Below are 23,370 nucleotides of genomic sequence, written 5' to 3'. Positions count from 1 at the left end.
CGGATTACTCAAACGTCAGTGGAACGTGCAGCGCGCCGATTTCCGGCATACGCGTTGGCACCGGCTCACCGGCGAGAGAAAAGCCGTTCGTCCGCGCGAGGATCTCCTCGAGGGCGACGATCAGCTCGAGGCGCGCAAGCGCCGCGCCGGGGCAATGGTGCACACCGCGCCCGAAGTGAATGGAGTCCTTGATGTTGGGCCGGTTTAGGCGGAACTGATCAGCATCTTCGAACACCTCCTCGTCGCGGTTGGCCGAAGCATACACAAGAGCGATCGGTTCTCCGGCAGAGATGGTGCGGCCACGAATGGTGACGTCTTCGACCGCGGTGCGCGCAAAGCCGCGATACGGGGTGTAGAGGCGCAGGAACTCGTCGATTGCGGCGGGGACGAGCGACCGATCTCCGCGCAATTGGGACTGCAGCGCACGATCGCGCGACAGGTGCACGCAGATGGAGCCGATCAGTACCGTCGGCGCGATGATGCCGACAACGAGCACCTGACGGATCATTCCGACAATCATGTCTTCGGGCAAAGGTTCGCCGTCGACCCGGGCGGCGAGCAGCGAAGTGGTGAGGTCCTCGTCAACGTCTAGCGGATTGGCCTTGCGGTCCGCGACCACCGACCGCGCCATGTCGTAGAGGAACAGGCTCGATTCCTTCGTGCCAACCTCGTCTGCGGACTGGACAGCGACATTAAAGCGGCGGCCGACCTCGGCAAGGGTCTCGACCTGGTCGGGCGGCAGATTCATCCACCGCGCAAAGGTAAGCACCGGCATGCGCGACGAGAATTCGGTGCAGATGTCGCCGCCGCCGCGCTCCACCATCGGAGCAAGAAGAGCAGCGCAGATTTCGCGAATGATCGGCTCGAACCGAGCCACCTTGCGGGAGGTCAGCAACGGCGCGATCGCCCGCCGGTACGGCGTGTGCTCGGGCGGGTCGAGGTGGAGCGGGGGCCGCCGACCGGTAAATGCGACCTTCGGAATGACATTCTGCTTCGACGTGATGAAGAGGTCGCTGTTGGTGGCGGCAGCGGCGACATCGTCATGCTTGGTCAGTGCCCAGAAGCCACCCCATGCGTCGGTGTGCGCAACAGGACAGTGGGAGCGGAGCGCAGCGTAAGTCTCGTGCGGACTGTCGAAGGTCTCGGGCTGAAGCGGGTCGAAGTCGGAGCTCATGACTGCCGCCTTAGCGCTCATGCAAGCGCTTACAAAGAGGTAAGATCAGTATTCTTCGCTGTCGATCTCGGCAAGCGTTGCGGGTGCATAGCGCGCACCGGCGATGCTGCCTTGCGCGAACAGGCCATCGATTTGCTTCAGTACGCCCGCGTCGATCTCAAGCAACCGCGCCTGGAAGTTCTCGCGAAGGTGCTGCAAGGAGGTTGTGCCCGGGATGGCGATTACATGGTCGCCGCGCGAGAGAACCCAGGCGAGCGAGAGCTGTGCGGGCCTACAGCCGGAGTTGTCGGCCAGTCGCTGAAATCGCTCGAGAATGCTGAGGTTCGTCGAGAGATTATCGGCCTGGAAGCGCGGCATGGCACGCCGAATGTCCTTGTCGGGCAAGCCGTCCGGGTTGGTGACGGACCCGGCCAGGAAGCCGCGCGCGACCGGCGAGAAGCTGACCAGCGCGGCGCCGATTTCCCTGGTAGCGGCTAGGACGCCGAGTTCGGGATTGCGCGACCATGGCGAATATTCGTTCTGAAGCGCGGCGATTGGGTGAACGGGGTGGGCCCGGCGGAGCGTCGCGGCCGAGACTTCGCTCAATCCAATGGCGCGGACCTTGCCTTCCGCGACAAAGCGGCCGAGCTCGCCAACCGAATCCTCGATCGGCACGGTCTTGTCCCAACGATGAAGATAATAAAGGTCGATGACGTCGGTCTTCAGCCGGCGGAGGCTGTCGTCCAGCGTGCGCCGCAGCGTCTCCGGCCGGCCGTCGATCACGCGCTGACCGTCCACGCCCGTCATTCCGCATTTGGACGCCAGGATGTAGTCGTGGCGGCGGTGGCCGATCGCCTCGCCGATCAGTTCCTCGTTGGCGCCAAAGCCGTACAGGGCCGCCGTATCGAAGAAGTCGTAGCCAAGATCAAGCGCCTCGTTGAGCAGCCGCGTTGCCGCCGACTTTTCGGGCGGCGTTCCGTAGGCATGGCTTAGAGGCATGCAACCCAGGCCGATCGCCTCGACCTCGAAGGGTCCGATCTGTCGCTTCACGTCATTCCTCCTGCGCGCCGCACTGCACCGACTTGTTCGTTCCGGCCAATGCAAAGCCCATGCGGCTCATAGGTGAAAGCTAAGGGTATCGTGCAACCGCACACTTCGGGGCTGCTTATGTTTCTGACCGGCTTCCAATTGGCCGTTCCATGACCCGCCGCTAGATCGGCGGGGAAGGGGCATCGAAATGAGAAGGCGAACGATCAGCTACTCGCCGCCACTGCTGCTCTTTCTCGCGGCCGCAGGTGCGTTGGGGTCGATGGCCATCCACATGGTGGTGCCTGCCTTTCCGTTGATGGCCCGCGATTGGGGATCAACCCCGACCGCCATCCAGTCGGCGCTTACCTTCTACCTTCTCGGAATAGGGCTGGGCCAACTGGTGTCGGGTCCGGCATCTGACGTTCTTGGTCGGCGGCCGGTGATGCTGGCGGGCACGATCATGTTTGCATTCGGCTCGGCTGCATCGGCTGCCGCCCCGGGCGTTCAACTCCTGGTGGCGGCGAGGGTAGTTCAGGCGCTTGGCGGTGCTGCGGCGATCGTCGCGGCAAGGACCATCGTGTCCGACCTCAGCAGCCCGGATCGAGTCGCCGGCCGCGTGGCGACGCTCACCACTGTGGTGCTGATTTCGCCGGCAGTGTCGCCGGTGATCGGCGGCTTGCTCGCGAGCAGTTTCGGCTGGCGAGCGATCTTCCTTCTGCTTGCGGTCCTCGGAACGGTTGCCGCTTTGCTGGTGTGGCGAACGCTGGGCGAAAGCCGAGGCGGCGAACCCGTCCACATGTCGTCGGTCCTGCCAGCCTATGGACGCCTGCTTCGCAATCGGCGTTTTCGCCGTTTCTGCCTTATCGGCGCGGCGGCGAGTTCGAGCCTCTACATCTTTCTGTCCAGCTCGCCGTTCCTGCTCAGCAGCCAATATGGCCTGGCCCCGGCGGAGGCCGGCCTCTGCTACTTCCTCATTGCCTGCTCGGCCATCGCCGGGACTCTCCTCGTCCGGTTGCTTGAGCGGCGTGGTCATGGCCTTCGAAGCGGTGCCGGCGTGATCCTGGCAGGCGGGATCCTGATGATGTTGTCGTTTCTGGCCGGACTTCAGTCGCTGGCCGCCCTGCTCGGACCGATGATGCTGGTCGCCTGCGGCGGCGGCATAGCCGTGCCCGCAGCCGTGTCCGGTGCGATGCATGCGGAGGAGGGGCTCGCCGGGACGGGCTCCAGCCTCGCGGGTGCGTTGCAGATGAGCGTCACTGCCCTCATCACAACAATTGCTGCGCAGGCTGAGATGGCCACTCTGTGGGGGATGCCCCTTGGAGTGCTTGCGGCAAGCCTGATCGCCTTTCTTGCTGTTCCGGGCGGGCCGCTGGTGCCAGCGTCGGGCCGCTCTTAGACCTGATAGTCGCGTTCGATCGCGGACAAGGTTCGGAAGCCGGCGTCGACATGGGCGCGCATTTCCCGCTCGGCCGCATCGGGATCGCGCGCCATGATCGCCTTTAGGATACGCCGGTGATCGTCGTTTGCCGTACGCAGCCGGTCAGCGTCGTAGAAGCTTTCGAACAGCAATCGATGGATTGGCACGCTCAGGCGCTGCAGCAACTCGCCGATGATGGTGTTGCCCGAGCCCTCAACGAGCAGTCCGTGCCATTCCGAGTTGAGTTTGCCGAACCGCTCCGGCGCGCGGTCGACGATGCATTGCTCAAGCGCGTCCTGCACTTGCTGCAAGCGCTCGCGCTGCCCGTCGCTGGCGTTTGTCGCGAAATCTGCGGCAGCCGTTCCCTCGAGCGCGACACGTGCGCGATAGATGTGACGAAGCTCGTCGATGCTGATGCTTCGCACCGAGGCGCCGCGATACGGCTCGATCGTCACCAACCCTTCGGCCGCAAGCCGCTGAAGCGCCTCGCGCACGCGAACCCGGCTTGAGCCGGTGCTGCGGATGATGTCCACCTCCACCAAACGCTGGTCGGGGACGAACTGCCCGCGGCGGATACGGTCGCGGATCCATTCGGACACTTGCTGGCTCGATGGGGTAAGGCCCGTCGGTCCGCCGGGGAACTGCACCATGATGACCTCCAGACCAGAAGCTCATGGCCTAGTTTCAGATTGTCAACAATATTGTCGTTCATTTTTCCTTTGCATTGAAGCGCCGCTTGGGAAAGCTTCATGCCATAACAATAAAAGTTTGCTTGGAGCTGTGAGGATGAAGACGAAGGTCCTTGGCCTGTGCGCGGCCTCGCTGCTCATCTGTGCCGCGCCTGTGGCAACCTTCGCGCAACCGGTCGCGCCCACGCCGCCCCCGCATGTCCGCGAGTCCATCTACGTTCCCGTTCGCGACGGAACCAAGCTCGCAGTCAACATCTATCGGCCGGCGGAGAACGGCCGCGCCGCCACGGGCAAGCGCCCCGTCATCTTCGTCTTCACGCCTTACCGCGCGCGCTATAGGGAAACGGACGGCAAGGTCGTCGAAGCGGCGTTGAACGACCAGCTTGCGCTCGCCTCCCTGATCCGCGCCGGTTACGTGGTCGCGGTTGCCGACATCCGCGGCAAGGGCGCCTCCTTCGGCCATCGGCGCGGCTTCCAGGACCGCACCGAAGCACGCGACGGCTACGACCTCGTCGAATGGCTTGCCCGGCGTCCCTTCTCGGACGGCAAGGTCGGCATGATCGGCTGCTCCTACCTCGGCGGCACGACCTTCCATACGGCGTCGACCGCGCCGCCGTCACTCAAGGCCGTGTTCATCGGCGCGTCCGACCTCGACAAATATGATTTCGTGCGCGCAGGCGGCATTACCGCGCAATTCAACACGCGCCCGGATGAGCCGCCATCGGTCGACTTGGCCAGCTTGCCCGTCGACGGCGACGAGGAGGGTACGCAGCTCCGCGCGGCCGTGGCCGAGCATGCCGCGAACACGCCGATGGCACCGCTCTGGTACGGGATGCCCAATCGCGACAGCGTCTCCCCACTGACTGGCAATGCCTTTTGGCAAGAGGCCGGAGTCTACGCGTACATGGACGCCATCAAGCGCGCCGGCATCGCCACCTACTTCTGGGGCAATTTGAAGGACGAACCCACCGGACAGACGTTGTTCGGAGCGACCAACCTCGGATCGAAGTTCCTCGCCGGCCCAGGCAGCCATTGTGTCCCGCCGCAAGGGTTCGACTTCACCGGCGAGGTGGTCCGCTACTTCGACCATTATCTGAAAGGCGTCGACAACGGCATCGATCGCGAGCCGCGCGCCACTTATTGGCTGGAAGGCAGCAACGGTTACGTTCGCTCGGATCAACTCCCCGGAGTCGAGTCTCGGCCGCTGCCATGGTTCCTGACCGGCGGAAAGGCGGGACGGCAGCTTGGCGCGGCGCCGGGGGTGGCAGGCACCGCCGCGTTCACCGTGGACTACAAGCTGCCGCCGGCGGAATATTTCGGCTTCTGGCCTCAGCCGATGGACAAGCATGGACTGAGCTTCACGAGCCGGCCGGTTACCGCGCCGATGACGCTCGTCGGCTTCCCCGTGGCTCATCTGACGGTGACCTCGACGAGCCCCGACGCCGACCTGTTCGTCTACCTCGACCAGATCGACGCCAAGGGGAAGGCGGAGGTCATCTCCTTCGGCCGGCTCAAGCTTTCGCACCGCAAGCTTGCCGAGGCTCCTTACAAGAACTTCGGCCTGCCATGGCATTCCGGGCTCACCAAGGATCTTCTGCCGCTCGCGCCGGGTGAGAAAGCGGCAGTGTCGATGACGCTGACGCCGGTGTCGCGGATCGTCCCAGCGGGCGCCCGGCTTCGGTTCACCATCGCCGGCGCCGATCCGCGTCAGCGCAATCTCAAGGACATCCAGATCACGCCGCCGCCGCGAATTGGCGTGCTGCATGGGGGCCGCGATCCATCGCGCATCGAACTGCCGTTGGCTCGCTAAAACAAAGGTCGGCCACGAAGCCGGCGATAAGGAGAGGGCAAATGAACACTGAAGGTGTGAAGCTCGGTAAGCTGTTGCTAGTTGGCTCCAGCCTCGCAGCCATTGCTGCACCGTCGTTCGCTCAGTCGACGACGCAGACGCCGGTTATTGAAGATTCAGCCGCAACGCCGCAGGGCGAAGGCGACCAGATCCCCGACACGGTGGGACCACCACCGGCCACGACCACGGGAGCGGACATCGTTGTTCTCGGCAGCCGGGTTCGCGGCACCGCTCCCGTAGGCTCGACCGTCACGGCGCTTGGGCGTCGCGACATCGAGGGCTCGGCCGCACCGACGCTGGACCGTTTGATCAAGGAGATCCCGCAGAACTTCGACCTTGGCGTGTCGGAGAACTCGCGCGGCCAAGCCGGCGGCAACGGCAACATTACCTACGGTAACACGGTCAATCTGCGCGGCATCGGTCCCTATGCGACCCTGGTGCTGATCGATGGCCACCGCGTCGTTAACAACGGCCGTTCGACAGACCCGTCCGTTCTTCCGACATTAGGTGTCGAGCGCGTCGAGGTCATCGCCGACGGCGCTTCCGCAATCTACGGTTCGGACGCGGTCGCGGGCGTGGTCAATGTGGTTGCCCGGCGCTCGCTGAACGGCGTCGAGGCTTTTGCGCGCGGCGGCTTCGCAACGCAGGGCGGCTTCCGCGAATATGCGATGGGCGTTGCGGGCGGCAAAACCTTCGACCGCGGTCAGATCATGCTCGCCTACGAACATGTGAAGCGCACCAACCTCAGCGGCGACGACCGCGACTTCTTCGTCAGCGACCAGCGCAACTTCGGCGGTGGCGACTATCGCATCACCCGCTGCTCTCCCGGCAACATTCGCGTCGGCGCGACGACCTTTGCCATACCGCAGAGCGGGGTAACGCAGGCCACTGCCGGCAGCCTCGTTGCTGGAACTCTCAACCGCTGCAACGAGCTCAACAATCAGGACCTCAGCCCGGAACAGACCTATAATTCGGTCAATGGGACGGGAACCTTCGACGTCAACGACTGGGTGTCGGTATTCGTGGACGGTTTCTACTCGAAGCGTTCCTTCTACCGAAACGGCGCTTACCCGACTGCGGCGCTGACGGTCCCATCGTCAAACGCCTTCTACGTCGCGCCGCCGGGCGTGACTCCGCCGCTGTGCGCGGCATCGGTCGGTGCGCCGGCCGGTTCACGTTGCTACACGATCGATTATGAGTTCACCGAGGTGCCGCCGGGCGACACCAGCGGGTTCGCGAAAAGCTGGCAGGTCACCCCGGGCATCCGCGTAAAGCTGCCCCACGACTGGCAGTTTGAAGCGCTTGCGGGCTACGGCAAGACCAAGGACTATTCTGATGCCCACACCGGCATCAACAATGGCCCGCTCAACGCGGCCCTGCGCAGCAACAACCCGGCGACTGCATTCGACCCCTACGGTGGGGGGCGCACGTCGCAAGCGGTGCTGGACGGCATCGCGAACGCCATCTTCCTGGCGCCGACCAACGGCAAGCTGAAGGCCTACGAAGCCCGATTGAACGGCAGCTTATTCTCGCTTCCGGGCGGCGACGTGAAGCTGGCAACCGGCTACGAGCGGCAGGACTTTGACGTCGCGCTCGGCATTGCCCGCGGTGCGCCGACAACGCCGCTAACCTTCCGCAAGTTCGGCCGAACCGTGGACTCCTTCTACGGGGAATTGTTCATACCGATTTTCGGCGCGACCAATGCCATTCCGGGGTTCGACAGGCTCGAAGTGAACGCCGCGATCCGGCGCGACAAATATAGCGACGTCGGTAGGACCACGAACCCAAAAATCGGTGTCAACTGGGCGCCCATCGATGGCGTCAAGTTCCGTGGCAATTGGGGCACCAGCTTCCGTGCGCCGACCATCCCGGAGATTTACGGCAACTCGAACAACCTGTTTCCGCAGAACTACCAGAACCCCGCCGGTGGTGCGCCGCTTCCGGGCGTTGCGCTGTCGGGCCAGAACCTCGAGCTCAAGCCGGAAGAAGCCCGGACCTGGTCGATCGGTGCGGACGTTACGCCCATCCGGGCATTGCGGCTCGGCGCGACCTTCTGGGACGTGAAATATGAAAACCAGGTGATCGCCAACCTGTCCAACCTCGCCATTCTCAACATCGAGGATCAGTATGCGGGTACGAGCATCATCCTTCGGGGTGCGGAGGCACAGGCGCGCTTCAACGAGTTGGTGGCCGCCGGCGTCGTGGTCAACGGGGCGTCACCGGCAACTGTGAACCTGTTCGTCGATGGCCGCAGCCAGAACCTGGGCGTGTCCAAGACCCGTGGCATCGACTTCACGGCGGATTATGACCTTGATCTTGGCGCGGACTCACTGCGCTTCAGCGCCAGCGGCACCTATCTCACCAGTTACAAGGTGGCGGTCACGCCAAGCGGGCCTTTGCTCGATCAGCGGAACCTGATCTTCCGTCCCCTGAAGTTCAAGGCCCGCGGCAGCGTCGTGTGGGATCATGGCCCGATGTCGACCCGGCTGCTCGTCACCCACGTGGGCGGCTACACCAATGACGCGATCAAGCCTAACCAGAAGGTTGGCAGCTTCACGCCGGTTGACCTGGCGGTGACGTGGCGCCTCGGTGGGCCGGACTCCTACAACCTGGTCGGTGCCAACGTCGCGTTGGGTGTCGAGGTCCGCAACCTGTTCGACCAAAAGCCGCCTTACGTGAACATCGCCCCGAGCGGTAACGGCAGCGGCGGTTATGACGCCTCCGCGGCCAATCCGATCGGACGCATGGTCGCCGCGAGCATTCGCACGAAGTTCTGATACTTAGAGGCGAATGACAGACGTTCTGAACATCGTGGTGGCCGGCGATCTTGTGCTCGATGAGCCGGACGCTGGCCACTGGCTGGCGGGGATCGCCCCGGCCGTCCGCGCGGCGGACCTTGCCATCGCGCACCTGGAAGTGCCGCATACGCGGCGCGGCCAGGAGTTGCAGGGCGATGTTCCGGCGCCCGGCGCACCGCCGGAGAATGTCGCTGCGATTGCCGAGGCAGGTTTTGACATCGTGACTCTCGCCGGCAACCACATATCGGACTGCGGAGCCGAGGGCATCGAGGACACGCTTCGCTACCTCGATGACGTGGGCGTCGGTCATGCCGGGGCGGGCGCGAACCTCGTTGAAGCGCGCAAGCCCGCCTTCACCAAGGGCGACGGTGTCCGGATCGCCGTGCTGAGTTACAATTGCGTGGGCCCAGCCATTGGCTGGGCGACGGAAGACCGCGCCGGGTCTGCTTACCTTCGCGTCGAAACCTCGGATGGGTCACCGATCGCGCCGGCGGCCCCGCTCGAGCATGTCTCGGACGAGGCACTGCAGATCCTGGAGAGTGACATTGCAACGGTTCGCGGCGACGCGAATTTGGTGCTGGTCGCCCTTCACAAAGGCATCGTTCACGTCCCCGCCCGGTTAGCGCCTTACGAACGGCCACTCGCACATGCGGCCATCGATGCGGGCGCGGACGCGGTGCTTGGGCACCATGCGCATATCATCCGAGGCATCGAATTCCGGCGCGGCCGCCCGATCTTCCACGGGCTTGGCAATGCTTGCGTCGTCACCTCCGCCCTCAGCCCCGCACAGGACCATCCCGCCCGCAGGGAATGGGCCGAGCGGCGCAAGCGCATGTTCGGCTTCGAACCCGACCCTGCCTACACGCTGGCACCCTTTCACCCGGAAGCGGTCAACGCATTCCTTGGTCGCATCGTCCTGACTGACACCGGCGAAGTACGAGCCGGGATCATTCCCGTGCATGTCGAGGCGCCGGGCCGCCCGATCCTTGCCGATGCCCAGCGCGCGTCGGAGATCCGAAACTATGTTGAGAAAATCACCCGCGACGCAGGCTTGCCCCCGATCATCGTGGGTGACGACAACATGATCCGGCTTGCCGCATGACCGGCGCTCGTAGCATTGCGGTGTGGTTCGGCGGTGCTGCGCTGCTTGCTGCAACCGCTTTCGACACCGTGGCGGTGATCGGCCGGCAAGTGGGCCTGCCGCTTCGCGGCTCGATCGAGCTGATCCAGGCCGCGGTGCTCGTGGCCGGATGCATCGCGCTGATCCTCGCAACAGCTGTCGATCGCCACGCCCGGGTGCGGCTCGTGGTCGATCGAATCGGCGAGGGAGCTCGTGCCACCTGGGACAGTTTGTCCAACCTCCTCACCGCATTGTTCCTGCTATGCCTGCTGATCGGGTCGGGATGGCTGGCGATCGACCTGTGGAACAGCCATGAAATAAGCGAGATCGCACATGTGCCGTGGCTCTGGCTGCGCCTGTTTGCGAACGTCAGCCTGCTGATCGTTACTTTGATCGCGTTCCGCCGAGCGTTTGTGCGGGAGACGCGCAGATGATGGCGACACCCGCAACCGGCATCATTGGCGTGCTTGTCTTGCTCGTCATGCTATTGCTCGGGGTCCGGATCGGCGTTGCGCTCGGTCTCGTCGGCATCGGCGGCCTGGCACTGGTGATCGGCACCGAGCCGGCACTGATCAAGGCCGGTGTGGTCGTCATCGAAGTGCTGACGAAGTACGAGCTTGGAACGCTCCCCTTGTTCCTTCTGATGGCACAGCTCTTCTTCGCTGCGGACGCAAGCCGGGACCTGTTCGATGCCGCCGCCAAATTCCTCGGCCATCGGCGCGGAGGCCTCGCTTACGCTGCCGTGGCCGGCTGCGCCGGCTTCGGCACCATCAATGGCTCCAGCCTGGCGACAGCCGCCACCGTTGGCTCGGTGGCGCTGCCGGAAATGCGCAAGCGCGGTTATTCGGACGCGCTTGCGACGGGCTCGGTCGCTGCGGGGGGAACGCTGGGCCAGATGATCCCGCCCTCGGGAGCGCTGATCGTGTTCGGGATCATCGCCGAACAATCGATCGGCACCCTGTTCACCGCCGCCATCATCCCCGGGATCACGCAAACCTTGCTCTACATGGCGGTGATCTGGCTGGTGATCCGCTTCCGTCCCGACCTTGGACCGACGAGCGAGCGGGCGAGCTGGGGCGAGCGGCTGCGGTCGATCGCGCGGATCTGGGACATGATCATTCTCATCACGCTGGTGATCGGCGGAATCACGATCGGGTGGGTCAGCCCATCCGAAGCGGCCGCGATCGGAGCGACCGGCGCGCTGATCATCGCAACCATTCGGCGGCGACTGAACCTCGCCATGCTTCGCGATGCGTTCGAGACTACGCTGCAGACGAGCGGCCTGATCCTTCTGGTGATCATCGGCGCGCTGATCTTCTCCGTCTTCGTCAGCGTCACGGGCTTGACCGATGCGCTTGGCGACGCGGTCCGATCCATGCATCTCGGCAGCTTCGCGACGCTAGTCCTTATCACCCTGTTCCTGTTGCTGCTCGGTTCCGTCTTGGATGGCTTGGCCCTGATGTTGCTGACCACGCCAATCCTTCTTCCGATCGTCGTGGATGCGGGGATGACTCCAATTTGGTTCGGCATTTTCATCACCCGCGCGATGGAAATCGGCTTCGTCCACCCGCCGCTCGGCATGAACCTTTACGTCATCCAGGGCGTCGCGAAGGATGTGTCCATCAACAAGATCTTCAAGGGCGTTCTGCCGTTTCTCGCCAGCGACTTCGTGCATCTACTGATCCTGATCCTGCTGCCGGCAACGGTGCTGTGGCTTCCGGACCTGGTGAGCCAATGACGATCGCGAGCGTTGGGCCGGGCCTTCCCCAGGACCTGCTGTTGGCGACCGGACGCTATGCCGGACCGCTTGGGTGGGATGTCGACGCATCCACCCCGGATTCGGATCGATGGCTCGAAAGCAAATTCCCGCTGTGGGCACGCTCCATTCTTCAGCAATGGGCAGACGGGGCCTTCGACGGGCATGACATGGTCGTGTTCAGCCGCGCGGACGATGCGGCGCAACGGCTCTACTATTACATCTGCGAGCTGCAGCGCACTGGCGCCATCGCAGGCCCGGAGGCCGTCCTGCTCGACATCACCAAAATCCCGCGGACAAGCAGTCTCGATCATTTGACAGCGGCGCTGCGGAAGCTGGCCGACACGCTGGGCGTCCCCGACGACGTAATGGAAAAATCCATCATCGAAACGAACGGGCAGCGCGACGGGCCGCCGTCCAAGGCCGCGGGCAGGGCATGTTTGCTGACCGGAACGCCCCCGCCTGACCGCCGCTTGCACGATGCAATCCATGCAGCCGGCTTTGAGCCGATCGGTCCGACCTTGTCGGACGATTGGCAGGAGCTTGGACCACGGGTGGAGGAAGGATCGGGCGATCCCTTCCACGCGCTTGCCCGGCAGCTGCAAGCGCGTCCCGACGATCAGCGTGGGTTCTGCGATCAGGCTGCCATGGTCGCGGATCGGGCGAGCGCGGCGGGCGTCTCCGCTGCGATACTTTGGTACACGGAGGAGGATGAGTCCCGCGTGTGGAACGCACCTGCTGCGCGACAGGCGTTGACCGAACTGGGACTGCCGGTGTTGCTGCTCGCCCGCCGGGACTGGGGCGCACGGGACGGGGCGTCCGACGAGATCGAGGCTTTTCTTGGGGAGTGCGGACGGTGAAGCCGCTTGCAGGACATCGCGTCGCCGTGCTCGGCGACATGGCGGAGCGGCCGCTGGCGCGCATCCTGGCGTCGCTCGGCGCTGATCTGAACGGGGCGGTCGAGAACGCCTCCTTCATCATCGACGATCTCGGGCGCGACCGCATCGGCGACGTCGACGTGCCCGACCGCGCCATTCACGTTTCTGTGACACCCTTCGGCTCCGACGGCCCGCGCGCGGACTGGCGAGGCGGCGAGTTGATCGCATCGGCAATGGGCGGCGCGCTTCGGGTCACGGGTGAGCCCGGTCGGCCACCGGTGAAGGAAGCGGGAGACGCCTGCACCTTCCACGCCGACATGGTGGCGGCTGCGGGCGCAATGGCCGCTCACTATGCGCGCGGGACGCACGGCAAGGGTCAGCATGTCGACGTTTCGATTCAGCAGGTCGCCTTCAGCCGCAACGTCAACGGCATCCTCGTCTGGCAATTCGACAAGCGAAAGCTTCACCGCGTCGGTGGCGCGCTCGCCTATGGCAAGGCGACCGTGCGGGCGATCTGGAAGTTGGCCGATGGCTGGTGCTTCCACTCGCTGATGACAGGCCGGTTGGGTGCGCCTGCGAACCAAGGCCTGTCCGACTGGATGGACGAGGTCGGCGTCGACAATCCGCTCCGCGGCACGGACTGGCTGAAGTACAACCGCTCGACCTTGCCGGCGGAGACGCGCGCCGAGTGGGAGACCGCGATCGCCGCCTTCTTCGTCACTCGCACCAAGGCCGAGATCGCAACCGAAGGCCGCCGCCGCGGAATCAATGCGTGTGTCGTCAACGAACCGGCAGACGTACTCGCCGACCCGCACCTCAAGGCGCGCGCCTTCTTCGACACGCCCTCCGGATTGCCGGAGCGGTTTGCTACCATCCGCGAGGGAAGCAGTGCGGCCGCGCCGGCCGTGCACACGGGCGATCGACCGGGTCCACTCGCGGGTGTTCGCGTGCTGGACTTTGCCTGGGCGCTGGTCGGATCGATCACCACCAAGACGCTTGGAGACCTGGGTGCGGACATCGTTAAGGTGGAGAGCCGCACCCGGCCCGACCTGTCGCGCATGGACGTGCAAGTCTCCGCCTCCAAAGCGGGCGAGTTCGATGACAAGCCCTGGTTCGCGCACCTTAATAGTTCCAAGCGAAGCCTGTCGCTCAACATGAAAGCGCCGGGCGCTAGGGACATTTTGGACCCGTTGATCGACTGGGCCGATGTCGTCGTCGAGAACTTCTCGCCGGGCACCATGGCGAAGCTTGGGCTGGACTATGACCGGTTGGCCGAGCGCAACCCCGGGATTGTCATGGTGTCCGGCAGCGTCTTCGGTCAGACCGGACCACTGGCGCAGGAATGGGGCGTTGACGGCACCGGCGGCGCGCTGTCCGGTCGCACGTACCTGACCGGATACCCGGACCGCGATCCCGTCATTCCGGGGGCGGTGCCGTACGGCGATGTCATCGTGCCTTACGTCATGGCTGCCAACGTCGCGGCGGCGCTCCAGCATCGGCGGGAAACAGGGCGCGGCTGCCACATCGATGCGTCCATGTACGAAATCTGCGTGCAGCAGATGCGCGACTATATTGCTGCCGCAAGGGCGGGCGACCGTCCGCAGCGGAGCGGCAATGCGGACCGTCAAGTGTTGTTTCAGGACGTGTTCAAGGCCGCTGGCGAAGATCGCTGGGTCGCCATCAGCCTGTTCGATGCGATGGATCGTGCGCGGCTGAATGCGATCACTGGTCCCGATGTCGCGCAATGGTGTGCCGAGCGCGACGACCATTCCATTGCGGTGCAACTGCAGGCCGCAGGCGTAGCCGCCGGCGTCGTTCAGGACGCGGAGGACCTGATCGAGTGCGACCCGCAGATCGCGCACCGCGAGGCTCTTGTGACCCTCGACCATCCGCTGCTGGGGCCGTTCGGCCATGTGGCTACGCCCATCACCTTGTCGCGGGACCGGCAGCAGCCTTTCCGCGCGCCCAGGATGGGCGAGCATTCCGAGGAAATCGCGCGCACCCTTTGCGGGCTATCGCAGGCGCAGGTCGACGCGCTCAGGCAATCAGGAGTGTTCGAGTGAGCGAGGGTCAGGGAACGCGGATCCGCAAGACCTTGGCCTGTACGGCGGAGGCAAACGCATACCAGAAGGCCTTCGGTGCCGAGCTTCGTAAGCGCGTAGTGGACGACGGCGAGCCATTTGCCATCGTGCAGGCCGACACCCCGCATGAAATCTTTCATGTGATGGATATCCCGATCGTCACCAATCAATGGTGGTCGGCCTATATCGCGGCCAAGCAATTGTCCGGACGCTACTTTCAGGTGCTGGCCGACGGGGGCTATCCGGCAAACAGCTGCAAATATTGCTCGCTTGGCTTCGCCTGCACGCTCGCCAATGATCCCGCAACGGCGCCTTGGGGCGGCCTTCCCAAGCCGACGGTGCTGGTGGCGCGACTGACCTGCGACTGCATCCAGCATGTGTTCGGACAATGGGCAAAGGCGCTCGGATCGGAGTTCTTCCCGTTGGAAGCGCCCGCCTGGCCACACAAGGACCCGCAATGGTTCGCGCGGTCCAACACGGAATGGCGGGACGTCTACGACGCGGATCGCATCGCCTTGCTGGTCGAAGAAATGCGGGACCTCATCACCCTGCTGGAGAACCGCACTGGCCGTAAGTTCGAGGATGCCAAGCTCCATCATCTGATGGAGCGGATCAACGAGCAGGAAACGTACCTTTGGGAAGCGGCGCAAGCGATCGGCAAGGCGCGGCCATGCCCCGTTTCGATCGCCGAGCAGATGTCCAACACCATGATCCCGCAATGGCATCGGGGCTCCGATTGGGCGGTGGATCATGCGCGCAAGTTCCGGGACGAAGTCTTGGAGCGGGTCGCGGGCGGTCTGGGCGCTGCAACCAACGAGCGGGTGCGCCTGATGTGGATCGGTGCAGGCTTGTGGCACGACCCAGGCTTCTACCAGGCGCTGGAGGAAAGGATGGGCGCCGTGTTCGTCTGGTCGATGTACCTGCCGTTCACCGGTCCCCAATATATCCGCGACTTCGGCGATGCGCCGATGGACGCGCTGTCCAGCCGCATCTGCTCGATGAACGAAGTTCTTCACCTGCCACCGTGGATGAACGGCTGGATGACGAGCGAGGCGGAACGGTGCGGTATCGACGCAGCGATGGTGCTTCTTCCGCCGGACAACCGGCTGTCGCAGTCCGGCACCAAGCTCACCGCCGCTTCGCTTGAGGCCGCCGGCGTGCCCGTGCTCGCCCTTGATGCCGACATGGTCGATGCGAAGAACTGGGACCACGACAAGATGGTCGGCATCGTCGCCGACTTCCTGACCTCTCGGGGCCTTGCATGAGGTTCGTCGCGCTTCTCCTCCTTCTTCTGCTTGGCGCGTGCCAGCGGCAGGTGCCCCAGGGGTGACGGAGCTGGTCTACGCGACGCCTTATGCGCCGGGGCACCCGTTCAGCCGCGCTGACCAGACGTGGATGAAATTCGTCGAGCAGCGCTCGGGCGGGCGCCTGCGCATCCGCCCGATCTGGTCCGGGGTCTGCTGTCGTCAGAAATGTCGATGGAGGAGCTTCGGCACGGCGTTGCCGACATCGGCCTGATCACGCCAATCTATGTTCGCGGCGGGACCCATCTCATTCGAACGCAGTCCGGCTTCTACAGCGGCGTTTACAGCGTGCCGGCGCAGGTGCAGGTCTATCGCTGTCTCGAGGCCGCCGATCCGCAGGTCCAGACCGAGCTCAAGGGGCTGAAGGTCCTTGCAGTCCAGGGCGGCTCGCTCCCGGGAATCGTCACCCGCGACCGCCCCATCCGCCGCCTGGAGGATCTACGCGGCCTCCGGCTTCGCGCACCGAGCGAGCTCCTCACCGTCCTCGATGGCCTCGGTGCCGACCCGGTCAACATGCCAATGGGAGAGGTTTACTCGGCAATGGCCAAGGGCGTGATCGACGGTGTGGTCGCGCCTGCCGACACCTTCGCCGCCCTCCACTTTGCCGAGGTCGCCAAGCATTTCAACACGCTGGCCGTGCCGCGCGGTGCCTATCCCGCCCGCGCGATGGGCGCGCGCGTCTGGAACAGGCTGAGTCCGGAGGACCGCCGCGTGCTGGAGGTATCCACTGCGGTCTGGGAAGCCGCGCTCGCCAAGGAAGTCGAAGCGGGCGCGACGCGGGGGCTCGACGCCGCACGGAAGAAGGGTGTGGCGATCGTGCCGATGGCGGAAGCCGAGCAACAACGGTTCAACCGTCTGTACCTCGCAGATGCGGAGCGCAACGCCGCTGGCCTGTCCGCATTCGGTATCGACGGCACACGTGCCTTCCGAACGGTTCGGGCGAGCATCGCCGGACGCGATGACATCCGTTGCCGAGGAGCTCAATGATGCGGCTGATTGCGTTGCTGGCAATTGCCATTCCGGTAAGCGCCACTGCCCAGATGCGGCAGGTCGGGGCGCCGTCGGGCACGGGACCTTACCCGGCGGTTTCAGAAGCGCGCGCGGATGCGCCGGGCTACACCGTGTTCCGGCCGGTCACTCCGCCACGTGCGCGGATGCCGGTGGTGCTGTGGGGCAATGGTGGGTGCCGCAACAATGGGCTGAGCGCTGCACGTTTCCTTCGTGAAATCGCGAGCCATGGCTACATCGTCATCGCCAATGGCGCACCGAAGGAGGAGCCGCCGGTGGCGGCACGGCTCCCTCTGCCAGCTGCAACGGCCCCGGCCGGGCCGCCAACGCGCACGGCCGACGAGACCAGCGTTACGCAGCTGCTCGGCGGCATCGACTATGCGGCGCAGGCGAACGCCCGGCGCTCCGATCCGCTGTATCGGCGTATCGACCTGTCGCGGGTCGCGGTGATGGGTCACAGCTGCGGAGGCCTACAGGCATTGGCCGCCGGCGCCGACCCGCGCGTCGACGCGGTGGTCGCCTTCGCCAGCGGCGTCTACGAGCGTCCAGGCACCGGCCGAAGCGGCGTCAACATCCGCAAGTCGGACCTTCGCAGTCTGCACACACCCGTGGCCTACATCCTCGGCGGTCCGGAAGATGTCGCTTTCCCCAATGGAATGGACGACTTCAACCGCATCCAGCACCTGCCCGTCGTGGTGGCTAGCTTGCCCGTAGGCCACGGCGGCACCTTCGCGCTCGCCAATGGCGGTGACTGGGCGCGGGTTGGGGCCAAGTGGCTCGACTGGCAGCTGAAGGCCGACAAGCGCGCCGGCCGCTGGTTCACCGGCCCTGACTGCATCCTGTGCACTACCTACGGCTGGACCGTCCAGCGCAAGCAATTTCCGGAGCGTCCATGAGCAAGCCTCTCGCCGGCGTCAGGGTCGCCGATTTCAGCCATGTCATGGCGGGGCCTTACGCCTCCCACCTGCTTTGGCTGCTTGGCGCCGAGGTAATCAAGATCGAGCCAAAGGGCGGCGACAATTTCCGCAACTATGGCGCCGACGAGAGCCTCGGTGGGCTGAGCGCCGCCTTTATCGCGGCGAATGCGGGCAAGAAGTCGATCGCACTCGACCTCAAGTATGACGGGGACCGCAAGATCGCGCGGGACATCATCGAACGCGCCGACGTGCTGCTTGAGAACTTCCGCCCCGGCGTGATCGGCAGGCTCGGCTTTTCCTACGAGCAGGTCTGCGCCTTCAACCCGGACATCGTCTTCTGCTCGGTTTCCGGCTATGGCCAGGACGGGCCGCAACGCGACTGGCCGGCGATCGACAATATCGTCCAGGCGACCAGCGGCATGATGATGCTGAGCGGTGGCGATGGCGATCCGCCGATGCGCATCGGCTTTCCGATTGTCGACACGCTGACGGGACAGACGGCGGCGATCGCCATCCTCTCCGCACTGTTCCGCAAGGCGAACGGCGGCGGTGGCGGCTACATCGATGTCTCGATGCTCGACGCCAGCCTAGCCTTCATGACGTCGGCGGTGACGCCCTATTTCGCGACCGGCAAGCCGATGCCGCGCATGGGCAACACCGGCTACAGCGGACTTCCGACCGCCTCGCTGTTCACCGCGCGCGATGGCCGCCAGATCTCGCTTGGTGTGGTCCAGCCGCGTCAATTCGCGCTTCTGGCGCGGCTGCTTGGCCGGGAGAACTGGCTGCAGGACCCGCGGTTTGCGACTCGTGCCGGGCAGATCGAGCATTTCGACGCGCTGTATGCCCTAGTGGCGGCCGAACTCGTCAAGCGGGATGCGGCGGATTGGGAACGGGTGATGAGCCGCGAGGGCATTCCCTGCGGCATGGTGCGCGGCGTCGATGAAGCCGCGAAGCTCGCCCGGGCGGAGTCCATGCTCAACCTCGATTTGCCGAACGGATCGGACGGGATGACCATTCCTGGTCCCGGCTTCCGGTTGCAGCCTGAGGGAGCACAGACGAAGGGTCGGCCGCCGAAGCTCGACGAGCACCGCGAGGAGATATTGGAGTGGCTCGGCAGTGGGATTTAGCGATCCTCGCATCGGCGGCGGCACGGCCGTCGACCCCGGGCTGCTCGGTGAACTGCTGTCGCACGCAGTGGCGCGCGCAAACTTCAGCGGGGATGCCGATTTTCAGCGTGCCGTCGGGGACCGCTCAATAACGCCGCTGCGCTATTCGTTGCTGGAACTGATCGGCGCCAATCCTGGCTTGCAACAGGTGCAACTCGCGGAGGCGTTGCAGCTCTCGCGATCGGCCGTGACGCTTGCTATCGACTATTGGCAGGGAAGGGGGTGTGTCGAACGGCGCACCAGCACGATCGATCGCCGTTCCTTTGGCATCAATCTCACCGAGACCGGGAATGCGCTGTTGGCCGATCTGAGGACACGTGTCCTTGCGCATGACCGTCGCTTTGCCGCCTGTCTGAATCAGCACGAACGTGCGGAGCTCGGGCGGCTTCTTCACAAGTTGCAGGGCGGGGCGGAATAGGTAACCAGCATAACAGTTATTGACAGAAACAAATCGCGATGCGAGCTTCCAACCTGACGGGGTGACAACAACCCCGCAGGGAGGATTTCATGGCTGAAGGTCTTCGGCGCTCACGCGCTCGTCTGTTCTGTGGTGTGGCGGGCGTTTTTGCTTCGTTGGCTCTGCCATCTGCGGCATGGTCTCAGGACACGGCTGCAAGTGCGGCGGACGTCGCAGCGGACCCACAGGCCAGGGATGCCAACCCACAGGAAATCGTCGTCACTGCCCGGCGCCGAAACGAGCGGCTTCAGGACACGCCCGTCGCCGTCAGCGCCTTCACCGCGCAGGTACTGGAAGACCGACAAATCCAGCAGACGCAGGACCTGGAGCGGGTCACGCCCAGCCTCCAGTTCAAGCCGGCCGGACAGCTGTCGGGCAACAATGCGTCATCCGTCGTCTTCATCCGCGGCGTGGGCCAAGTCGATCCGACCGCGGCCGTGGATCCGGGTGTCGGCATCTACCTCGACGAAGTCTATCTTGGACGCGCGGTCGGCGGCGCCATCGACTTCGGCGACATCGCCGGTGTCGAGGTGCTGCGCGGACCGCAGGGCACCTTGTTCGGCCGCAACACGATTGGCGGTGCCATTCTCGTCCGCACGCAGCAGCCGATCATCGGCGAGTGGAGCGGGCGCGGACGGCTGCGCGTCGGCGCCGATAGTCTGCGCGAAGGCTTCGCAGCGCTCAACATCCCGATTGCCAGCACCATGGCCGCGCGCGTCTCCGCGGGGTTCCGCAAGCGCGACGGCTACGTCATCCGCGACTTCGACGGACTCGACCTCGGGGACGATAACAGCCGACAGTTTAACGCCGCGCTGAAGTGGGAACCGTCACCCGCGTTCGACCTGTTCCTTCGCGGCGACTACAGCAAGCGCAAGGAGAATGGCGCTCCGTTCGTGTTCGCGGGGATCAATGAGCAGGCACCGGTCGCCGCAATCGCAAGCGTCGGAGCAGGTTGCCCGGGAGCGACCATCCCGTTTGCACCGGCTGCTGGTCCCCGTCGTGGTCCGCCGAATGTCCCGATGATCGACGATGATCGCTGCGCCAACGACCTGCAGGAGCGCGGGCCATTCCGGAACGGCGGCAACGCCCCTGTGCGGAGTGACTCCGAAGTCTGGGGTCTAGCCGCGACGGCCAATTATCGCCTGAGCGATGTCGCGGCGATCAAGCTCATCTCCGCCTACCGCAACACTCAATCGCGCGGCATTCGCGACGCCGACAACACGCCGCTTACGTTGATCACCACCGACGTTGCCGCCCAATCGAAGCAGTTCAGCCAGGAAGCGCAACTCGACCTGGAAAGCGGCATCTGGTCCGCGATTTTTGGTGCGTACTACTTCAATGAGAAGACGGACGAGCGCGCGACCGTGCCGCTTGCGTTTCCGCCTGCGCCCCCGGTCATAGCTTCGATCCTCGCCGGCGGCCCCGGGTCGCGCGACCTGCAGCTATCGAATCTCAAGACGGAGTCCCTCGCTGGGTTCGGGCAAGTCAGCGTCAAGCCGACGGATGGCCTCGAGATCAGCGGCGGCCTCCGCTACACCACGGACCGCAAGCGCTACCAGGGGACGGTGCTGAACCTGTTTCCGGCGACGCTTCCCGACCCGGACCCGCTGCCGACGCTGGCGACATCCGAGGGTGGGCCGCTGTTCATTTTCGACGAGCCGTTCAAGCGCAAGTTCAACGCGCTTACCGGCTCGGCCAGCATCCAGTACCGCTGGAGCCCGAACATCAGCACCTATGCGTCTTGGGCGCGCAGCTTCAAGTCGGGCGGCTTCAACACGCGCTACAATGCTGCCCCCGCAGGCAATCTTCCGGTGCCGTTCGATGAGGAAAAGGTCACCAGCTACGAGGTCGGCGTGAAGACCAATGTCGGGCCAGTCCGCTTCAACGTCGCCGCCTACCAGGCCAATTACGACGACATCCAGCTGATCTTCCGCCAGGGCGTCGTGCCGCTCCTGTTCAACGCCGGCAAGGCGCGCATCCGCGGCTTCGAGGCGGAGGCGAGCTACCGCGCTGGCGGGTTGTCGGTCGATGCGGGCCTCAGTCTGCTTTACGACAAGATCCGCAGCGTGACCCAAGTGCCGGGCGCGACTGCCACGGTGGCGCCTGGCGACGACCTGCCGCTGACGCCGGACACGCAGGCCAACTTCGGGGTCGCTTACGACTTCGATCTCGGCAGCGGCCGGATGCTGACGCCGCGCTTCGACGGCAGCTTCACGTCGAAGACAACCTTCATCACCGGCAGCATCCCGTTGATCGAGGAGGACGGATATTTCGTCGGCAACGGCTCAGTGACGCTGAGGCTTTCGGAAAGGCTCGACATCGCTGCAGGCGTCCAGAACATCTTCGACGAACGTTACCTTATCCAGGGCAACGCTTCGCTTGCGACGCTGGGATATGCGGAGCGCATGTATGCCCGTCCGCGCAACTGGTATCTGCAGCTGTCCGGGCGCTTCTAAAAGAGGCGGGGCCGCTCACTTGAGCGGCCCCGTTTCACTCAGGCGACGCCGCCCCAGACGTCGGTGGCGACGTCGATGACCAGGCGCAGCTTGGCCGCCTGCTGTTCCACCGCAATGTCGTTGCCGTGGACGGTCGAGGAGAAGCCGCACTGCGGCGACAGCGCCATCTGATCGAGCGGCATGTGCTGCGCCGCTTCGTCGATGCGGCGTTGGACATCGTCCTTAGATTCCAGCTCGCCGAGCTTGGTGGTGACGAGGCCGAGCACCACCGTCTTGCCCTTCGGCACGTGGCGCAGCGGCGCGAAGTCGCCCGAGCGCGGATCGTCATATTCCAGGAAATAGCCGTCTACGTTCAATGCGTTGAACAGCACTTCGGCAACCGGCTCGTAACCGCCTTCCGCAGCCCATGAGGAGCGGAAATTGCCGCGGCACAGGTGGACGCAGACGGTCATGTCGTCGGGCTTGTCGCGGATCGACTGGTTGATGATGTCGGCATAGAGGCGCGGCAGCGCGTCGGGGTCCATTCCCCGGCGCCGCGCATTCTCCCGCTGCGTGTCGTCGCAAAGGTAGGCGAGATTGGTGTCGTCGAGCTGCAGGTAGCGGCAACCGGCGTCCGCCAGGCTTTTGATCTCGGCACGGTAAGCCGCAGCAAGGTCCGCGTAGAAGTCGTCTAGGTTCGGGTAGGCGGTCTCGTCGATTGCCTCACGCCCGCCGCGGAAGTGCAGCATGGTAGGCGAGGGGATGGTGACCTTCGGCGTCTTGGTGGTGACGCTCGCGAGAAATTCGTAATCGCGGCGCTGGATGTCCCGGGCATGTGAGATCTTGCCGGTGATCTTCATGACTGGCGGCGCATATTCCAGCTCCTTGCCGCCATGCTGGTGGAACTTCACCTGCGTGCCGCCGGCCTCCTCGACGCCGTCGAGCTGAAGCAGGAAGTCGGTGTGGAAATAGGTGCGGCGGAATTCGCCGTCGGTGATGCCTTGAAGCCCGAGATCCTCCTGGAAGCGGACGACGTCCCGGATCGCTTCATCCTCAACCGCACGAAGCGCGTCGGAATCGATACTGCCCTCCCGATAGGCAGTGCGCGCATCGAGCAGAGCCTTGGGACGAAGGAAGCTGCCGACATGGTCGGCGCGAAATGGCGGTGTCGGCATGCTTGGACTCTCCTGCTCCAATATTGTATGTTCTACTTACAATACACCAAGTCCGCTTAACAGCTTGGGATGGGAGAGTGCAATGACCTGGGTGCCGAACCGATGGTATGTCGCGGCGTGGGATTCGGAGGTCGACCG

Annotated in this window: 18 protein-coding genes; 14 read left to right on the top strand and 4 right to left on the bottom strand. The window is 64.6% G+C overall.

The features are described 5' to 3' along the window. Positions 1-4: 4 nt before the first annotated feature. Together G7077_RS01675 and G7077_RS01670 are read right to left on the bottom strand one after the other, a co-directional pair. Positions 5-1,174, bottom strand: a complete 1,170-nt coding sequence (locus G7077_RS01675; protein ID WP_166410209.1) for a cytochrome P450 — start codon at positions 1,172-1,174, stop codon at positions 5-7. A 45-nt stretch (positions 1,175-1,219) separates the two neighbouring features. Further along, complete coding sequence (locus G7077_RS01670) at positions 1,220-2,152, bottom strand: aldo/keto reductase (RefSeq protein ID WP_166412250.1); 933 nt, start codon at positions 2,150-2,152, stop codon at positions 1,220-1,222. 238 nt (positions 2,153-2,390) lie between these two features. On the opposite strand from G7077_RS01670, the gene G7077_RS01665 reads away from it, so the two are divergent. After that, positions 2,391-3,578: a Bcr/CflA family efflux MFS transporter gene (locus G7077_RS01665; protein WP_166410208.1), complete on the top strand. Its 1,188-nt coding sequence runs from the start codon at positions 2,391-2,393 to the stop codon at positions 3,576-3,578. On the opposite strand, the gene G7077_RS01660 is transcribed toward G7077_RS01665, so the two are convergent. Then, positions 3,575-4,249, bottom strand: a complete 675-nt coding sequence (locus G7077_RS01660; RefSeq protein ID WP_166410207.1) for a GntR family transcriptional regulator — start codon at positions 4,247-4,249, stop codon at positions 3,575-3,577. The two genes, G7077_RS01665 and G7077_RS01660, sit on opposite strands and share 4 nt — an antisense overlap. Before the next feature lie 136 nt (positions 4,250-4,385). Here G7077_RS01660 and G7077_RS01655 point away from each other — a divergent pair, with 136 nt between their 5' ends. The 13 genes from G7077_RS01655 to G7077_RS01595 all read left to right on the top strand — a co-directional run bounded on the left by G7077_RS01655 (position 4,386) and on the right by G7077_RS01595 (position 22,078). Further along, positions 4,386-6,098 carry a CocE/NonD family hydrolase gene (locus tag G7077_RS01655; RefSeq protein WP_166410206.1) on the top strand — a complete coding sequence of 571 codons (1,713 nt, stop codon included), beginning with the start codon at positions 4,386-4,388 and terminating at the stop codon, positions 6,096-6,098. A 41-nt stretch (positions 6,099-6,139) separates the two neighbouring features. Continuing rightward, positions 6,140-8,914 carry a TonB-dependent receptor domain-containing protein gene (locus tag G7077_RS01650; protein ID WP_166410205.1) on the top strand — a complete coding sequence of 925 codons (2,775 nt, stop codon included), beginning with the start codon at positions 6,140-6,142 and terminating at the stop codon, positions 8,912-8,914. Positions 8,915-8,927: 13 nt separating this feature from the next. Beyond that, on the top strand, positions 8,928-10,037 hold the full coding sequence (locus tag G7077_RS01645; protein WP_166410204.1) for a CapA family protein: 1,110 nt from the start codon (positions 8,928-8,930) through the stop codon (positions 10,035-10,037). Next, entirely contained in the window at positions 10,034-10,489 is a 456-nt protein-coding gene (locus G7077_RS01640; protein ID WP_166410203.1) for a TRAP transporter small permease subunit, read from the top strand. The genes G7077_RS01645 and G7077_RS01640 overlap by 4 nt, the downstream gene beginning before the upstream one ends. Next, positions 10,486-11,793 (top strand): TRAP transporter large permease, encoded by a 1,308-nt coding sequence (locus G7077_RS01635; RefSeq protein ID WP_246167285.1) that lies wholly within the window; start codon positions 10,486-10,488, stop codon positions 11,791-11,793. The genes G7077_RS01640 and G7077_RS01635 overlap by 4 nt, the downstream gene beginning before the upstream one ends. Then, a complete protein-coding gene (locus G7077_RS01630) occupies positions 11,790-12,671 on the top strand; it encodes a 2-hydroxyacyl-CoA dehydratase family protein (RefSeq protein ID WP_166410202.1) in 882 nt (293 codons plus the stop codon). The genes G7077_RS01635 and G7077_RS01630 overlap by 4 nt, the downstream gene beginning before the upstream one ends. After that, on the top strand, positions 12,668-14,752 hold the full coding sequence (locus tag G7077_RS01625) for a CaiB/BaiF CoA-transferase family protein (RefSeq protein WP_166410201.1): 2,085 nt from the start codon (positions 12,668-12,670) through the stop codon (positions 14,750-14,752). The genes G7077_RS01630 and G7077_RS01625 overlap by 4 nt, the downstream gene beginning before the upstream one ends. Then, on the top strand, positions 14,749-16,035 hold the full coding sequence (locus G7077_RS01620; protein ID WP_166410200.1) for a 2-hydroxyacyl-CoA dehydratase subunit D: 1,287 nt from the start codon (positions 14,749-14,751) through the stop codon (positions 16,033-16,035). The genes G7077_RS01625 and G7077_RS01620 overlap by 4 nt, the downstream gene beginning before the upstream one ends. Positions 16,036-16,161: 126 nt before the next feature. Continuing rightward, on the top strand, positions 16,162-17,061 hold the full coding sequence (gene dctP, locus G7077_RS01615) for a TRAP transporter substrate-binding protein DctP (RefSeq protein WP_246167283.1): 900 nt from the start codon (positions 16,162-16,164) through the stop codon (positions 17,059-17,061). Then, complete coding sequence (locus tag G7077_RS01610; RefSeq protein ID WP_166410199.1) at positions 17,058-17,978, top strand: poly(ethylene terephthalate) hydrolase family protein; 921 nt, start codon at positions 17,058-17,060, stop codon at positions 17,976-17,978. Before dctP ends, G7077_RS01610 begins: the two co-directional genes overlap by 4 nt. Continuing rightward, the gene (locus G7077_RS01605) at positions 17,975-19,126 is read left to right on the top strand and encodes a CaiB/BaiF CoA transferase family protein (RefSeq protein ID WP_166410198.1); all 1,152 of its coding nucleotides are present in this window, start codon (positions 17,975-17,977) and stop codon (positions 19,124-19,126) included. The genes G7077_RS01610 and G7077_RS01605 overlap by 4 nt, the downstream gene beginning before the upstream one ends. Continuing rightward, complete coding sequence (locus tag G7077_RS01600; protein ID WP_166410197.1) at positions 19,116-19,583, top strand: MarR family winged helix-turn-helix transcriptional regulator; 468 nt, start codon at positions 19,116-19,118, stop codon at positions 19,581-19,583. The genes G7077_RS01605 and G7077_RS01600 overlap by 11 nt, the downstream gene beginning before the upstream one ends. 89 nt (positions 19,584-19,672) lie before the next feature. Further along, complete coding sequence (locus G7077_RS01595; RefSeq protein WP_166410196.1) at positions 19,673-22,078, top strand: TonB-dependent receptor; 2,406 nt, start codon at positions 19,673-19,675, stop codon at positions 22,076-22,078. Between the two features lie 38 nt (positions 22,079-22,116). Here G7077_RS01595 and G7077_RS01590 read toward each other — a convergent pair whose 3' ends face one another. Next, entirely contained in the window at positions 22,117-23,232 is a 1,116-nt protein-coding gene (locus G7077_RS01590; RefSeq protein WP_166410195.1) for a 5-methyltetrahydropteroyltriglutamate--homocysteine S-methyltransferase, read from the bottom strand. Positions 23,233-23,370 lie beyond the last annotated feature (138 nt).

Source organism: Sphingomonas piscis (genome assembly GCF_011300455.1).
Lineage (GTDB): Bacteria > Pseudomonadota > Alphaproteobacteria > Sphingomonadales > Sphingomonadaceae > Sphingomicrobium > Sphingomicrobium piscis.
Note: the sequence above shows the minus strand (reverse complement) of the source record. Positions and strands in the feature narration are given on the sequence as shown.